Origin of the sequence: Dactylosporangium siamense (genome assembly GCF_016862795.1) — a bacterium.
In the GTDB taxonomy this organism is placed as follows: Bacteria; Actinomycetota; Actinomycetes; order Mycobacteriales; family Micromonosporaceae; genus Dactylosporangium; species Dactylosporangium siamense.
In genome coordinates this window covers 62,982-78,386 of the sequence record NZ_BONQ01000111.1, presented here as the reverse complement: position 1 = coordinate 78,386, position 15,405 = coordinate 62,982, and the positions used below count along the sequence as shown (strand labels likewise).

13 protein-coding genes are annotated in these 15,405 nt (G+C 73.1%); 7 read left to right on the top strand and 6 right to left on the bottom strand.

The window, feature by feature from the left end; translation table 11 throughout:
- Positions 1 to 30 precede the first annotated feature (30 nt).
- From Dsi01nite_RS35865 to Dsi01nite_RS35840, 6 genes are all read left to right on the top strand, one after another.
- Complete coding sequence (locus Dsi01nite_RS35865; protein WP_203850807.1) at positions 31 to 648, top strand: DUF4386 domain-containing protein; 618 nt, start codon at positions 31 to 33, stop codon at positions 646 to 648.
- Between the two features lie 51 nt (positions 649 to 699).
- Positions 700 to 1,272, top strand: a complete 573-nt coding sequence (locus Dsi01nite_RS35860; RefSeq protein ID WP_203850806.1) for an RNA polymerase sigma factor — start codon at positions 700 to 702, stop codon at positions 1,270 to 1,272.
- Positions 1,265 to 1,894: a hypothetical protein gene (locus Dsi01nite_RS35855; RefSeq protein WP_203850805.1), complete on the top strand. Its 630-nt coding sequence runs from the start codon at positions 1,265 to 1,267 to the stop codon at positions 1,892 to 1,894. The genes Dsi01nite_RS35860 and Dsi01nite_RS35855 overlap by 8 nt, the downstream gene beginning before the upstream one ends.
- Positions 1,895 to 1,940: 46 nt before the next feature.
- A complete protein-coding gene (locus Dsi01nite_RS35850) occupies positions 1,941 to 2,453 on the top strand; it encodes a sigma-70 family RNA polymerase sigma factor (protein ID WP_203850804.1) in 513 nt (170 codons plus the stop codon).
- On the top strand, positions 2,450 to 3,187 hold the full coding sequence (locus Dsi01nite_RS35845; protein WP_203850803.1) for a hypothetical protein: 738 nt from the start codon (positions 2,450 to 2,452) through the stop codon (positions 3,185 to 3,187). Before Dsi01nite_RS35850 ends, Dsi01nite_RS35845 begins: the two co-directional genes overlap by 4 nt.
- Before the next feature lie 160 nt (positions 3,188 to 3,347).
- Complete coding sequence (locus Dsi01nite_RS35840; protein ID WP_203850802.1) at positions 3,348 to 6,134, top strand: FtsX-like permease family protein; 2,787 nt, start codon at positions 3,348 to 3,350, stop codon at positions 6,132 to 6,134.
- Positions 6,135 to 6,323: 189 nt separating this feature from the next.
- On the opposite strand, the gene Dsi01nite_RS35835 is transcribed toward Dsi01nite_RS35840, so the two are convergent.
- Together Dsi01nite_RS35835 and Dsi01nite_RS35830 are read right to left on the bottom strand one after the other, a co-directional pair.
- A complete protein-coding gene (locus Dsi01nite_RS35835) occupies positions 6,324 to 6,827 on the bottom strand; it encodes a YceI family protein (RefSeq protein ID WP_203850801.1) in 504 nt (167 codons plus the stop codon).
- Positions 6,824 to 7,384, bottom strand: coding sequence for a hypothetical protein (locus tag Dsi01nite_RS35830; RefSeq protein ID WP_203850800.1), 561 nt, complete (start codon positions 7,382 to 7,384; stop codon positions 6,824 to 6,826). The genes Dsi01nite_RS35835 and Dsi01nite_RS35830 overlap by 4 nt, the downstream gene beginning before the upstream one ends.
- 98 nt (positions 7,385 to 7,482) lie before the next feature.
- Between Dsi01nite_RS35830 and Dsi01nite_RS58460 the strand changes: the two genes are divergently transcribed.
- On the top strand, positions 7,483 to 10,182 hold the full coding sequence (locus tag Dsi01nite_RS58460; RefSeq protein WP_275423439.1) for an AAA family ATPase: 2,700 nt from the start codon (positions 7,483 to 7,485) through the stop codon (positions 10,180 to 10,182).
- A 15-nt stretch (positions 10,183 to 10,197) separates the two neighbouring features.
- Here the strand turns inward: Dsi01nite_RS58460 and recD2 are convergent, their stop codons facing one another.
- The 4 genes from recD2 to Dsi01nite_RS35805 form a co-directional block, all read right to left on the bottom strand.
- A complete protein-coding gene (recD2, locus tag Dsi01nite_RS35820; protein WP_373318904.1) occupies positions 10,198 to 12,414 on the bottom strand; it encodes an SF1B family DNA helicase RecD2 in 2,217 nt (738 codons plus the stop codon).
- Between the two features lie 136 nt (positions 12,415 to 12,550).
- Complete coding sequence (locus Dsi01nite_RS35815) at positions 12,551 to 13,276, bottom strand: COG4705 family protein (RefSeq protein ID WP_239136409.1); 726 nt, start codon at positions 13,274 to 13,276, stop codon at positions 12,551 to 12,553.
- Positions 13,277 to 13,439: 163 nt separating this feature from the next.
- On the bottom strand, positions 13,440 to 14,678 hold the full coding sequence (locus Dsi01nite_RS35810) for a HAMP domain-containing sensor histidine kinase (RefSeq protein ID WP_203850797.1): 1,239 nt from the start codon (positions 14,676 to 14,678) through the stop codon (positions 13,440 to 13,442).
- 23 nt (positions 14,679 to 14,701) lie between these two features.
- Positions 14,702 to 15,352, bottom strand: coding sequence for a response regulator transcription factor (locus Dsi01nite_RS35805; protein ID WP_203850796.1), 651 nt, complete (start codon positions 15,350 to 15,352; stop codon positions 14,702 to 14,704).
- Positions 15,353 to 15,405: the final 53 nt, after the last annotated feature.

Here is a 15,405-nt window from a genome sequence, read left to right as displayed (position 1 = left end):
CGGTCCAGCCCAACCGCACGTCTGGCGGGTGTGTTGTTCATCCTCGCCTCGGCCACCGCCATCGCCGGCGGCTCGCTGTTGCTGCCCATCCAGCAACCGGACTACCTCAGCACCGGCGGCCGGCACGCACAGCTGGCCACCGGAGCCCTGCTCGAGTTCGCCCTCGCGGTCAGCGTCATCGCCATCGCCGCGGTGCTGTGGCCGGTCCTGCGCCGCGACGGCGAACACCTGGCGATGCTCTATGTGACGACCAGGACGCTGGAGGGGGTACTCATCGCCGCGGGCGCGACCGGCGCCCTGGTGATGACGTCCCTGGCCGAAGGGCACGCGCCGACGGCGGCCGGCGACGCGGTGCTCGGCGGCCGGGACTGGGCCTACCGCATGGGGACCCTGGTCGTGTTCGGCGCCAGCGCCGTCGTCCTCAACGCCCTGCTCCTGCGTGGCCGCCAGGTGCCGTCGTGGCTGGCCTGGTGGGGCCTGATCGGCGGCGGCCTGCTCCTTGTCCGCGGCGTCATCGAGGTGTACGGCGTCGAACTGCCCGTCGCGGCCCAGGCCGTCCTCGCCGCGCCGATCGGCATCGAGGAGATGGTCTTCGCCGGATGGCTGATCGTGAAGGGTCTCGCACCCGCGGAGTCGCGCGGCGCGTGAGTTTATGGTGGAGACCGGTAACCAGGTGGCCGTAGGCGGACATTCCCAGGTATGGAACCAGACGACGCGGCCACTCGAAGGCGCTTCGAGGCACTGTTCGAGGCCCACTACGCGGAGTTGACGCGTTTCGCTGCCCGTCGGGTAGGCGCCGACGCGGCGGGCGACATCGTCGCCGGCACGTTCCTCATCGCCTGGCGCCGGTTCGGCGAACTGCCGGCCGACCACACCCGTGCCTGGCTCTACTCCACCGCCCGGCAGGTCATCACCAACGAGCTGCGGGGGCGCACGCGGTGGGAACGGCTGACCGCCAAGGCGGCCACGGCAGGCGAGATCCACGTGGCGGACCATGCCTCGCTGGTCGACGAGCAGGTCCGTGTCCGTGCGGTGCTCGCCGAGCTCTCCCCGGCCGACCAGGAGGTCCTGCGGCTGATCGAGTGGGACGGGCTGGACGTGGCCGAGGCGGCACTCGTCCTGCGCTGCACCCGCACCGCCCTCAAGGTGCGGCTGCACCGGGCGCGGCGGCGATTCGCGCAGCGGCTGCTGGCGACGGACGACCGGTGCACCTCCACGGCCCGGCACACCCGGCCATCCATCGTTCCCGAAGGAGCATCAGCCCATGAATGACACCATGGACCGCCTGCGCGCGGCCGACCCGACCCGCAGGATGACCGACGCCGACCCGGGAGACCCGCCGGCGCGGGCCCTGCTCGCCCGGGTCTTCGCCGTGCCGCAGGAGTCATCCCGGCGGCCCGGACGTCGGCGGCTGGTCGCCGCCGCGGCCGGCGCGACCGTGGCTGCCGCCGCCACCGCGTTCTTCGTGACCGAGCCGGCCGCGGCGTACACCGTGGACCGGCACGCCGACGGGTCGGTCGGCGTCTCGTTCCGCGCCGCCCGCCTGAAGGACACCAGGCAGCTCAACGCCGAACTCGCGCGAGCGGGTGCGCGGACGGTCGTCATCCGGATGGTCCCGGCCGACCGGTGCACGACACCGCTGGACATGGACCCGGCGTTCCCGTTCCTCACCACCGCGACCCCTGCGGAGCTCGACCGTTATCCGGTCTCCTACCAGTTGCGGGACGACGGCGTGGTCATCACTATCCGGCCCGACAAGATGCCGGATGGTGACACCCTGGCCTTCGGGTACAGCATCCGCAACGACCGCGACGGCCGCACCACGATCGCGGTCCCCGCAGTCGTGCGCACCCTGCCGACCTGCATGGCGATCCCGAACCCGCCCAGGCGGTGACCAACGCCCGTAGAAGTCAGGTAAGCGGATCGGGGTCCCGAAACGTATGCAGGGCGTGGGGCAATTGGAGTTCACGGAGTTCTACCGGGCCGACCGGGACAGGTGCCTTCGCGCGGTGCTCACCGGCGTCGGCGACCGGCAGCTGGCCGAGGACCTGGTGGCCGAGGCGTTCACCCGGGCGTGGATGTCGTGGCACAAGGTCCGCCGGCATCCGGCGCCGCGGGCGTGGATCGTCCGCACCGCGCTGAACCTGCGGGTCTCGTGGTGGCGCCGGCGGCGGCGCGAGGTCGAGCTGGACGACGGGCACGAGGCCGCGGATCCCGATGGTGATCCGGGCCGCACCGCCGGGCTCGACCCCGCGCTGCTGCACCTGTTGCGCCGGCTGCCGCAGCGGCAACGGGAGGTGGTCGCGTTCCGGGTGTTTCTCGACCTGGACACGGCCACCACGGCCAAGGCCCTGGGCATGGCCCCGGGCACCGTCACCGCCCACCTGTCCCGAGCCGTCGCGACACTGCGCGGGCAGCTCGTCATCAACCAACACCTGGAAGGTGGATCATGAACGACCACGACACCGCGGTACTGGACACCCTGAGGGACGCCATGGACGGGGTGAGCATGGCCGTCCCGGTCGAGCAGATCGTGAGCACGGGGCGCACCCGCCGGCACCACCGCCGGGTGGCGACCGTGGCGGCCGGGACGGTGGCGGTCGCCGGCCTCGCGCTGGGCGTGGCGACGCTCGCCAACCCGTCCGCCGCACCGCCCGCGACCGGGCAGGACGTGCACGTCCGCACCGTCGCGTACACCGTCGACCGGCTGACCGACGGCACCGTCCAGGTGACCTGGACCAAACGCCAGTACTTCGACGACCCCGCCGGGCTGGAGGCGGCGCTGCGCCAGGCCGGCTTCCCGGTGCTCATCAAGGTCGGCGAGTTCTGCGTCGGACCGCACGACGACCCGACCCTGGTCAACGGCACCGGCCCCGGCGTCCTGGACGTCGTGCGGGCGTCCGACACGGACGGCGAAGTCGCATTCATCTACGACCCCGCGGCCGTGCCCGCCGGCAAGCAGCTGTTCATCGGCTACCTGAACCCGGCCCAACTGGCGATCACCGGCGGCATCCCCGGATCGGTCGAGCGCCTCGTGCCCGCCAGCGGGCCGCTCACCTGCACCACCGAGCTGCCGCCCGGCCACGGCAGCCCCGGCGACAAGCACAACCCGAACGTGAAACCGTCCGGCACGGAGCGCCCGGGCAAGCCGTCGGACCCGAGCGCGACACCACCACAGAACAAGTAGCACCGCGACCCGGTCACGTGGGCAACCTCTTGAGGTTGCCCACATCCGCGGATGTGAGCGATAACATGCCATCGAGACGCTGAAACGGGGGCGATCGATGCTTGGTATGGCCGTGTCGCAGTGGCGGGTCCGCTTGCAGCGATCGCTTGCCCTCCTCTCGATGATCACTGTCGCGGTGGTCGGCTTCACGCTGCTGACCGCGGCCGCCGTCACCGCCCGGCTCGACGCCACCGGCACCGTCGAGGCCAACTTCCGCCCCGCCTACGACATCCTGATCCGCCCGACCGGCAGCGTCCTGCCGCTGGAGCAGCAGCGCGACCTGGTGCAGTCCGGTCAGCTCGCCGGCCTCCGCGGAGGCATCACCGTCGAGCAGTGGCACCAGATCCAGGGCGTGCCGGGCGTCGCCGTCGCCGCGCCCGTCGCCGTCATCGGCTACGTCATCCGGACCGTCCCCGTCGCCGTGCACCTCGACGCCGACCTCGATCCGGCCGCCGAACGCCAGGTCCTCAAGGTGCAGCCGACCTGGGTCACCGACGCCGGCCTGTCCCGCATCCCCGACGGCGCGGCCTACCTGTACTCGACCCGGAATCCGCTGTACCAGAAGCAGCTCAGCGAGCTGCGCGGCGGCGAAGGGATCCCACCCGCCGAGGAGGTCGACCCGGCCGGTGCCCGCCGGCAGATCTGCCCCGTCGTGCAGTCCATCGGGGAACGCGACTTCATCGACCCGACCGACCTGCCGGGCCGCTCGTCGCTCACCTGCGTCGGCGGGCCCGGCTCCCGCGACGTGTTCGGTGACCCGGTGGCGCCGGTGGTCACCCTCGCCTGGTCGGTGCCGTTCCTGATGGCGGCCGTCGACCCCGCGTCCGAGGCCGCCCTCGCCGGTCTCGACGGCGCGGTCACCTCCGGTCGCTACTTCACCGCCGGCGAACAACCCGCGCGGCGTCGGCTCGACGGCATGCCGTACCCCTACGACTCGCTGCCGATCCTCGTCGCCGACAAGCCACAGCTCGACGCCCGGCTCGACCTGCGGATCCAGCGGCTGGGCGGCACGTCGGTGGACCTGGTCCGGGCCGGCACCGACAACCGCAGCCTCCGCGCCGCCCTGGACGGCCAGCCCGGCACACCGGTCGCGACCCGCACCGTCACGATCGACCAGCCGTACCAGGACCTGGTCGACCGGCTGCGCCACCCGTTCCAGAACGGTCCCGACGACATGGCGGTGGCCAACACGCTGTGGCTGGACCGGTTCTGGACCGTCGGCCCCGCCCGGACGACCGCCGACGGCGACGGCCTGCGCACCGAACCGGTGCCCTACGACCTGAAGATCTGGGGCCTCGGCGCCGACGCCGGCGACAGCGGCCACCCGGTGCCGATGGAGCTCGCCGACACCGGGGTGCGCGGTGCCGTCGCGGCGCACCCGAACATCACCGCCGAGCACGACGTCCAACCCGGCGACATCGCCATGCCCGACGTCGCACTCGACGCCGTCGGCACCTTCGACCCGTCCCGGGTCCAGCTGGGCGGCCCGCTGTCCGCGGTGCCGATGGACACGTACTTCAACCCCGGAGCCGCCGGCGCCGACGACGCGTCCCGCACAGCCCTGAACGGCCGGCGCCTGGAGCCCAACGCCAACGTCAGCGGCCTGCTCAGCCAGCCACCGCTGATGCTGACGACGATGGGCGCGCTGCCGGTCATCTTCGGCCCCGACGGATACGGCACGACACCGGAGTATCCGGAGTACCAGCTCAACCGCACCGCGCCGATCAGCATGGTGCGGGTGCGGCTCACCGGCGCCGTCGGCATGGACGCCGCCGATCGCGAACAGGTCCGGCTCGTCGCCGAGCAGATCGCCCGCCGCACCGGCCTGCAGGTCGACATCACCCTCGGCTCCTCCCCCACCGGCGTCACCGTCCACTACCCGGCGGGCAAATTCGGGCGCCCGGACCTTGCCCTCTCCGAACCGTGGGTGAAGAAGGGCGTCGCAGCGGTGCTGGTCCGCGCCGCCGACCGCAAGAGCGTCCTGCTGTCCGGTCTCGTGCTCGTCGTGTGCGCCCTCGCCGTGCTCAACGCCACCAACGCCGCCACCCGCGCCCGGCGCACCGACCTCGGCGTCCTCGCCTGCCTCGGCTGGAACCGAAGACAGCTGCTCCGCCTCCTGCTCACCGAGACCACCGGCATCGGCCTGGCCGCCGGCCTCGCCGGAACCCTGCTCGCCGTGCCGCTCGCCCTCGCGTTCGGGCTCGACATCGGCTGGCCGCACGCCCTCCTGGCGATCCCCGTCGCGCTGCTCCTGGCCGTCGCGGCCGGACTGTGGCCGGCGCTGCGAGCGGCCAGACCGGACCCCGCCGTGGCCGTGCGCCCCGCCGTGTCGGCACCGTCCACCAGGCGGCGCAGCCCACGGCGGGTGACCGGGCTCGCCCTGTCCTACGTGGCCCGCACACCCGGCCGGGCCGCCGTGGGTGCCGGCAGCCTCGCCATCGGCGTCGCCGCGCTCACCATGCTGCTGGCCATCACCTTCGCGTTCCGCGGCGCGGTCGTCGGCACCCTGCTCGGCGAGGCGATCGCAGTGCAGGCCCGCACCGTTGACTACCTCGCCGTCGCCATCACCATCGTGCTCGGCATCGTGTCCGTCGGCGACGTGCTGTTCCTCGGCATCTCCGAACGCTCCGGCGAGCTGGCCCTGCTCGGCGCCGCCGGCTGGCCCGACAACCAGCTCCGCCGTCTCGTCGTCACCGAGGCGGTCGCCATCGGCCTGCTGGGCGGCGCCACCGGTGCGGGCCTCGGCCTGGCTGCCGCGGCCGTGTTCGCCGGCGCGCTCACCACCCCGTTGCTGTGGTGCGCGGCGGTCGCCCTCACCGCCGGCGTCGCCGTGTCCGCGATCGCCGCGACAGTACCGATCGCGATCCTGCACCGCCTACCGATCGCCCAGCTGCTGGCCGAGGAGTAGGGGTGTCCCACCGGGTGGTGCAGGATCGCTCACCGGTTGGGCTCAGTGCGCATCCGGGAGGTAGCGGCTCAGTCCGGGCAACGGCATTCGCAGCACGTCGGACTGGACGGCCGCCAACAGCTGCGGATGGCTCGCGCCGCAACCGGCCGGCCACCGACGGCTTCGTCGATGTCGACGCCGACCAGATGCTCATGGAGCGGAACGGTGCAGGGTGGCGGTGATGGTCAGGTCGACGTCACGGCCGACGAGGATCCGCGGTGCCCGGATCCCGGCGTCCGGCAGGTGCAGCCGGGCCGTGCCGGTGACCCGCAACTGGTCGGCATGCTCCTCGACGGTGCCGTCGATCCACAGTGGAGCGTCGTGGCCGCGGACCCGCAGCAGCGCCTGAGCGCGCCATCCGCCGGTGGACGGTTCGAACTGTGCTGCGAGCAGCTCCATGCGCGGATACCGGTCAACATCGAGGAAGCGCGGGCCGCGCAGGTCGCGGTCCCGGCGCGGGTTGGCGGTGTCGACGGACGCCGGGTCGAGGGTGCCCGCCAGCCGGGTCGGCCGGCCGTCCGCGCCGATCTCCAGGGTGCCGGCGGTCACGGCGATGGTGCCGTGCACGGTCTTGAAGCCGAAGTTGCGGGCGGCGAACCCGGCCCGGGTCGGCGTGGCGACGGTCCAGGTCCCCGCGGCGGTCAGCGTGGTCATGCCCGGCTCCCCTCGATCGGCAGGTCGGCGTGCATGAGGCGGTAGACGCCCATCCGGTCGGGCCGGCTGAGCAGCGCCGGGTTCTCCTCCGGCAGCAGCGTGGTGGACATGACGGCCCGGATGCCGTCGTCGATGGCGTCGGCGGTCTCGGCGAGCGTCACGATCGTCACGGCGTTGTCGGCGGCCCGCAGCCGGAGGGTGCAGACGATGCCGGGGATGTCGCGGGTGGCCGGCCAGAGGCGCCGGGTCGACGCGAACTCCTCGGCGTCCGCCCATTCCTGTGAGCGGGGCCCGTCGAACCCGACGACCTGCATGAAACGGGCGGGTCCCGGGGCGGACCCGAGGTGCGCGCCGAGGAGCGCCAGCCGGTCCGGTCCCGGCGCCGACCAACCGGTGATCATGATGCCGTCACCGGCACCGAGCGGCCGGCCGATGAGCGCGCCGAGCGGGTCGCCAGGGAGCGTCCCGAGCGGGTCGCCGGCGGTGGACAGGGCCCGGTCGACCCAGGCGGTGTCGACGGGATGGGCGTCGGGGACATGCTGCGTGGAGATGTACATGCTCCGAGCGTGCCGCTCCGGGGGGTGACGGACATCCGTGCCGGCACTGAACCTGGCACTGAACCCGGCACTGAGGCGCCCATAATGGGCGGGTGTCCATGCCCGGGATCGCGTTCGTCGGCCGTGACCGCGAGCTTGCCGTGCTCGCCGAGCGGCTGGCCGTCGGTGGGATCGTGGTCGTCGAGGGCCCGGCCGGGGTGGGCAAGAGCATGCTGGTCGACCGGGCGGTGCGGGAGGCCGGCGCGGCGGTCGTGCGCGGGTACTGCCCCGCGGAGCCGGCGCCGCCGCTCTGGCCGTGGCGGACGGTCCTGCGCCGGGCGGGTGTCGAGGCCGGGTCCGGCCCGGCGGTGGAGCCGACCGCGGCCGCGTCGGCCCGGTTCGCCGCGCTGGCCCGGATGGGCGACGCGATCCTCGCCGCCGCCCCGATGATCGTCGTGCTCGAGGACCTGCACTGGGCGGACGCCGCATCCCTGGACCTGTTGCGGCAGCTCGCCGAGGGCGCCGCGGACAGCGGTCTCGTCCTCGTCGGGACCGTTCGCACCCCCGCGCCGGAAGAGGTGGCGCTGCGGTTGGCCGGTCTCGGCCGGTACGGCGCCGCGGCGCTGCCACTGGAGCCGTTCACCTGCGCCGAGGTGGCCGAGCTGGTGGACGCCCGGGTCGCACCGGACGTGTTCGCGCGCACCGGCGGGCTGCCGCTGCTCGTCGCCGCGGTCCGCGCCGGGCACGGGCAGAGCGACCTGCCGACCGTCGTGCGGACGCTGCTCGGCGCACTCACCACACCGCAGCGCGGCGTGCTCGAGGCGGCCGCGATCCTCGGCGAGGAAGTCGACGAGCCGCTGCTGCGAGCGGTGCTGCACGACGGCGACGTCGCCGCGGCGCTCACCGCGGCGTGGCAGGCCGGGCTGCTGACCGTCACCGGCGACGGCAACGGGTACCGGTTCGCCCACGCGCTCGTCCGCGACGGGATCGTCGCGCGGCTGGAGCCGGCGGTGCGGCGGGGGCTGGCCCGCGCCGCGGCGCTGGCCCTCGAGGCCGCCGGCGGCGAGCGGGCGGCCCGGATCGCCGCGCACTGGCGGCAGGCCGGCACCGACCCCACCGACCTGCGGGCCGCCGCCGCCTGGTCCCGGCGGGCCGCGGCGCAGGCGGGCGCGGCGCACGCCTACGAGGACGCGGCCAGGCACCTCGACGCCGCGCTGACCGACGCGTCCGCGGCCGGCGCCACCGGCGACGAACGGGCCGAGCTGCTCATCGAGCTCGCCGGGGCGCAGTACCGCGCCGGGCGGTACGACCGCTGCCTGGAGCTGTGCGTCTCGGCGGCCGACGCGGCCGAGGGCGCCGGCCGGGGCGACCTCGTCGCGCTCGCCGCGCTGGTCCTGCAGGGCGTGACGTTCCCGCAGGCGGGGGCGGTGATCACCCGGCTGTGCCGGCGGGCGCTCGCCCACCCGGGCCTCCCCGACGGGCTGCGCGCCCGGGTGCTGGCGCAGGTCGCGGTGATGGCCGCCGACGCCGGGCGGGTCACCCAGGCGGAGGCGCCGGCCCGGGAGGCCCTCGCGCTGGCCGCGTCGAGCGGCGACCCGCACGCGGAGATCGAGGCGGCCCGGGCCCGCGAGCTGACCCTTGTGCACCCCGACGACACGGCCGAGCGGCTGCGGCTCGGGGACCTGCTCGCCGGTCGTGCCGAGGCGCTCGGCCAGCCCCTCGCGGCGGTCATCGGGCACGAGTGGCGGATGGCCGCCGGCTACCTCACCGTCGACCTGGACGTCGTCGAGTCGGCGGCCGCGGCCATCGAAGACCTGGCCGCCGCCGCGCCGCTGCCGGTCGTGCACTGGCACCGGCACCGGTTGCGGGCCAGCCGGGCGGCGCTCGCCGGCCGGTTCGCCGAGGCGGCCACGCACAGCCACCAGGCCACGGCCATCGCGCTCTCCTCCGGCGACGGCAACGCCCTGGCGATGCACTTCGCCCACGGCGTGCACGTCGCCGTCCTGCGTGGGGACCCGGCGGCCCTGCCCGACGGGCTCGACGCGGCGCTGCGCGACGCGCCGGCGCTGCCGCTGGTCGACATCCAGCGGGCCACGTCGCTCGCGTTGTGCGGTGCGGTGGAGGAGGCGATGGAGGTGTACGAGCGGCTCCGCGCCCGGCTGCCGCTCCCCGCCGACCACCCGGCCTGGGCGGCGGTGCTGCTCCAGATGGTCGACCTGATCCAACGCTTCGACGACGCGCCGACGGCCGGGCTGGTCTACGGACAGCTGCTGCCGTTCCGCCGTTACCCGGGCGCGCTGGGCACGGCGACGGTGTTCTACCGCGGCACCGTCAGCCGCGAGCTCGGCCAGCTCGCGGCCGTCGGCGGCGACCTGCCGCTCGCGGCGGAGCTGCTGCGCGAGGCGCTCGTCCGCGACCGCGCGCTCGGCGCCCTGCCCGACACCGCGCTGACGTGCCTCAGCCTGGCCCGGGTGCGGCGGGCGCAGGACGACCTGACCGGGGCGGCCGACCTGGCCCGGCACGCGCTCGACATCGCGTCGCGGCTCGGCATGCCCGGCACCGCGGCGGCCGCCGCCGAACTCGCCGCCGGCATCGCCGAGGACCGGCACGACCCCGACCCGCTCACCACCCGGGAGCGCGAGATCGCCGAGCTGCTCGCGCAGGCCCTGACCAACCGGCAGATGGCCGAGCGCCTGGTCCTGTCGGAACGGACCGTGGAGTCGCACGTCCGCAACATCCTCGCCAAGACCCACTGCACGAACCGCACCGAGTTCGTGGCCCGCTGGCGCGACCCCGCCCGGCACTCCAGCCGCCGCTGAACCACCAAGGGGCCGCTACACCTTCGCCCTGCCTGTCGGGGCCGTGAGGCGGTGGGTCAGGGCGGTGTGGCGGCGGCCGGTGCCGGCGGTGCGGACGGCGATGGACAGGGCCTTGCGGCTGCCGGCGAGCACGACGAGGCGTTTGGCGCGGGTGACGGCGGTGTAGAGCAGGTTGCGTTGCAGCAGGGTGTACGCGCTCATCGTGACCGGGATGACGACGGCCGGGTATTCGCTGCCCTGGGAGCGGTGCACGGTGATGGCGTAGGCGTGCTGGAGCTCGTCGAGCTCGTCGAAGTCGTAGTCGATGTCTTCGTCCTCGTCGGTGCGTACCGTCAGCTGGCGGTCCGTCGCGGACAGGGCGGTGACGACGCCGACGGTGCCGTTGAAGACGCCGGCGGTGCCCTTCTCGTAGTTGTTGCGGATCTGGATGACCTTGTCGCCGGGGCGGAAGACCCGGGCGCCGTGGCGGCGTTCCGGGGCGCCTTCCCGCGAGGGTGCGAGTGCCTGTTGGAGCAGGGTGTTGAGGTTGCCGGCGCCGGCGGGGCCGCGGTGCATCGGGGTCAGCACCTGGATGTCTCGGGACTGCAGGCCGAAGCGCCGTGGCACGCGACGGGCCACGATGTCGACCACGGTCTCGGCGGTGGCCTCGGGCTCCTCGACGGGGAACAGGAAGAAGTCGGGGTGCTCGCCGAACAGCGGGGCCTGGCCGGCGTTGATGCGGTGGGCGTTGACGATGACGCCGGACTGGGCGGCCTGCCGGAAGACCTTGGTCAGCCGCACCCGGGGCACGGTGTCGGCGGCGAGGACGTCGCGCAGGACCTCGCCGGCGCCGACGGAGGGCAGCTGGTCGACGTCGCCGACGAGGAGGAGGTGCGCGCCGTCGGGGACGGCCTTGACGAGCTTGTTGGCCAGGATCAGGTCGAGCATGCTGGACTCGTCGACGACGACCAGGTCGGCGTCGAGCGGGTTGTCCCGGTCGTAGGTGGCGTCGCCGCCGGGGCGCAGCTGCAGGAGCCGGTGCACGGTGGTGGCCGGGTGTCCGGACAGTTCGGTGAGGCGTTTGGCGGCGCGACCGGTGGGTGCGGCCAGCACGATGCGGGCCTTCTTCGCCGCGGCCAGGGTGATGACGGATTTGACGGTGAAGGACTTGCCACAGCCGGGGCCGCCGGTGAGGACGGCGACCTTCTCGGTGAGCGCCAGCCGTACCGCCGCCAACTGCTCCTCGGCGAGGTCGTGACCGGTCCGCTCGCGCAGCCAGGCCAGGGCCTTGGCCCAGTCGACGCCGGCGAAGGCGGGCATCCGGTCGGCCCGGGTGTGCAGCAGTCGCAGCAGGCTTCCGGCCAGGGAGGATTCGGCGCGGTGGAACGGGACCAGGTAGACGGCGGGGATGGTGCCGTCGCCGGTGCTCGGGTTGGGCACGGCCTCGCGGATCACGCCCTCGTCGGCGGCGAGGTCGGTCAGGCAGGTGCGGACCAGTCCGGCGGGGACGCCGAGGATCTCCGCGGCGTCGGTGATCAGGTTGGGTTCGGGTAGGTAGCAGTGGCCGTTGTCGGCGGCTTCGGACAGGGTGTACTGGATGCCGGCGCGCACCCGTTGCGGGCTGTCGTGCGGGATGCCGACGGCCTGGGCGATGGTGTCGGCGGTGCGGAAGCCGATGCCCCACACGTCGGCGGCCAGGCGGTAGGGCTCGTCGCGGACCACGGCGACGGCGGAGTCGCCGTACTGCTTGTAGATGCGCACGGCCAGTGACGTGGAGACGCCCACGCCCTGCAGGAAGACCATGACCTCCTTGATGGCCTTCTGTTCCTCCCAGGCCGCGCCGATCATGGCGGTGCGTTTGGGGCCGAGGCCCGGCACCTCGATCAGCCGGGTCGGTTCCTCCTCGATCACGCGGAGGGTGTCGGCGCCGAACCGTTCGACGATGCGGGCCGCCATCCGGGGGCCGATGCCTTTGATCAGCCCGGAGCCGAGGTAGCGCTCGATGCCCTGGATCGTCGCCGGGAGCACGGTGGTGAAGGAGTGCACCTCGAACTGCTTGCCGTACTTCGGGTGCGACCCCCATCGTCCGACGAGTCGCAGGCTCTCGCCCGGCTGCGCACCGAGCAGCGCGCCGACCACGGTGAGCAGGTCCTGGCCGGAGCGGTCGGTGGCGACCCGGGCGATGGTGTAGCCGGTCTCCTCGCTGACGTAGGTGATCCGCTCCAGGACGGCGTCCAGCGTCACGGGTGTCACGGCCGGAATCCTATCGACCTTGACAACGGCGGCGGTGCTCGCCTGTTCATCGCCGCCATCCTCATCGGCGCACGCCGGACCGGCAGCTGACGGTTGGCCGGCCGGCGGATGTTTCCGTGGCCGGAAGTGCTGTCACTCAGTGGGGCCGGGCTGCGGGGTGCTGGCGCCGAACGGCGAGGATCGCGATGATGGCTGCCAGCAGCACGGCGGAGGCGGCGTAGCGGTCCAGGGCCAGGCCGCCCTTGGCGAGGGGCTTGTCGAGGAAGTCGCCGACCACGGCGCCGAGCGGCCGGGTCAGCACGAACGCCGCCCAGAACAACAGCGCGTGCGGAAGGCGGGTCCAGCGATACGCGGCGGCGATGACCGCCAGCAGGGCGGTGAACAGGAGTGCGCCGCCGGTGTATTCGAGTCCGATCGTGTCGGCGGTCCAGTCGCCCAGTGCGGTTCCCAGGGTCTGTGAGAACAGGATGGTCAGCCAGTAGAACCCTTCGGTGCGCGGTGTCCGGACGCTGGTCACCGCGATCGTGCCGGTCGCCCTGTGCCAGAGGCCGAAGGCGGCGAGCAGGCCGCTGAGCAGGATCGTGGTGCCGCCCAGATAGCCGATGCCCAGGTCCCGGTCAACGTAGTCGGCGATCGTGGTGCCCAACGTCGTCGTCGCGACGATCGTGAACCAGTAGATCCACTGATCGAACCGCGCCGCCCGGATCTGCAGGATCACCGCGGCCACAAACGCGAGTGCGAAGATCAGGCTGCTGGTCGGATAGCCCAGGCCCATCGACATGGACAGCGAATCGCCACCGGTCTCGCCGAGCGTGGTGGCGAGAATCTTGACCACCCAGAAGCCGAGGGTGATCGCCGGCACCTTCGCGACGACATCGCGGAGTGGCCCGGCCGAGGTGTCGGCTGTGGCATCTGCCGTGAGGGTTGTCTGCGGTGTTTCGAAGGGCAGGCGCGGACGTGGCATGAGCGGGCTCCGTTCCGGTGATGACCGAATAAATGGGACAAATCATCACCAGATGCTACACCTACAACCTGTAGGAGCTGGCGGCTCCAACGTGGTGCGCCGCGTCGCCGCATTGACCCGACCCCGCGGCGGGCGGCAGCGCGAGCGTGACGTGCAGGCCGCCGCCGGGTCTCGGGACGGCGGTGACGGTGCCGTGATGCATCGTGGCGATCGACGCGACGATGGCCAGACCGAGCCCGAAGCCGTCACCGGAGGTGCGGTCGTTCAGACGATGGAAGGGTTCGAACAGGCCGTCGATCGCCTCGGTCGGGACGACCGGGCCGGTGTTGGCCACCACGACCGTCGGCCGGCCGTGCGCGGTGGACGTGCTGACCCACACGTCGCCGCCCGTGACGTTGTACCGCACGGCATTGTCGACCAGGTTGGCGATGAGCCGCTCCAGGAGCACCGGATCGCCGGACGTGGCCGCCGGCTCAAGCGACGCGTGCACGTGCCGGTCGGACAGTTCGGCCGAGTCCAGGACGTCCTCAGCCGCCGTGGCGAGGTCGACGTCCTCGCTGACCATCAACCCGCGCTCGTTGCGGGCCAGCGTGAGCAGCGCCTCGACGAGTCCCTCGGCGTGATCGACCTCGATACGGACGTCCTGCGCCATCTCGCACAGCTCGGCGTTGGTGGGTGCCGGCTTGGCGAGCACGACGTCCACCGTGGCCCGCATGGCCATGAGCGGTGTGCGCAGCTCGTGGCTGGCGTTGGCGATGAACCGTTCCTGGCCGACGAAGGTGGCCTGCAGACGGTCGAGCATCTCGTCGAACGTGTCGGCCAGGTCCCGCAGCTCGTCGTGCGGACCCTGCAATGCGATCCGGTCCGACAGGTTGCGTTGCGACGCCGCGCGGGCGGCCGCGGCGATCGTGTGCACGGGTCGCAGCACCCGGCCGGCGACGATCCAGCCGGTCAGTGCCGCGAGGCCGATCACCGCCGCCAGGGTGGTCAAGGAGAACCGCAGGAGCTGCGACAGCGTCTCCGCGCGCTGGGTCTGCGCACCCCAGACCTGATACGCCGTCACGCACTTGTCCCGGAGGTTCGGATCGACATCCTTCGACCTGAGGGCCTCGACGCAGATCGGCTCGAACTCGGCGCGATCCGGCACCCGAAACGCCGACGTCTCCACCTGCCCGCCCGGCAGGCGGACCGACCACGAGGTCACGGCCGTGGGAATGGCCGCCACCAGCAGGTAGGTGATCACCAACAGGATGGCGCCGCCGGCGGCGAAGAGGCCGGTGTACAACAACGTCAGACGCACCCGGACAGTCGGTTTCGGCCTGGTCACATCCGGTACCCCTTACCGACGACGGTTTCGATCATCGGCGGCGGGCCGAGCTTGCGCCGCAGCCGGGCCATGGTCACCGAGACGATCGTGCTGAACGGGTCCGCGTTCTCGTCCCACACGTGCTCCAGCAGCTCTTCCGCGCTGACCACGGCGCCGTCGGCGGCGACCAGGATCTCCAGCACGCCGAACTCCTTGCGGGTCAGCGACAGCGCCTGACCGCCGCGGCCGGCGCGATGCCGGGCCCGGTCGACGGTGACGTCGCCGCGGCGGATGAGCGGCGGCGCGGACGGCGCGCGCCGGCCCAGTGCACGCACCCGCGCCACCAGCTCGTGGAAGGCGCACGGCTTGCCCAGGTAGTCGTCGGCGCCCAGCTCCAGGCCGTCGACCCGTTCGTCGACGCTCGCGGCGGCGGTGAGCATGAGGATCCGCGGCCCGCCCAGCGCGGCGGCCAGCGACCGGCACACCTGGTCGCCGTGCACCACGGGCAGGTCGCGGTCGAGAACGACCACGTCATACGCCGTGTGGCCGGCCCGTTCCAGCGCGGCCGCGCCGTCGTGGACGACGTCGACCGCCATCCCGGCGTCGCGCAGTCCCTCGGCGATCCGCTTGGCCAGTGTCGCGTGATCCTCGGCCACCAGCACTCGCATGGCCCAATTGTGCGCCGCAGGGCATTGCAACGGTCCGACATGCGCGGTCGCGG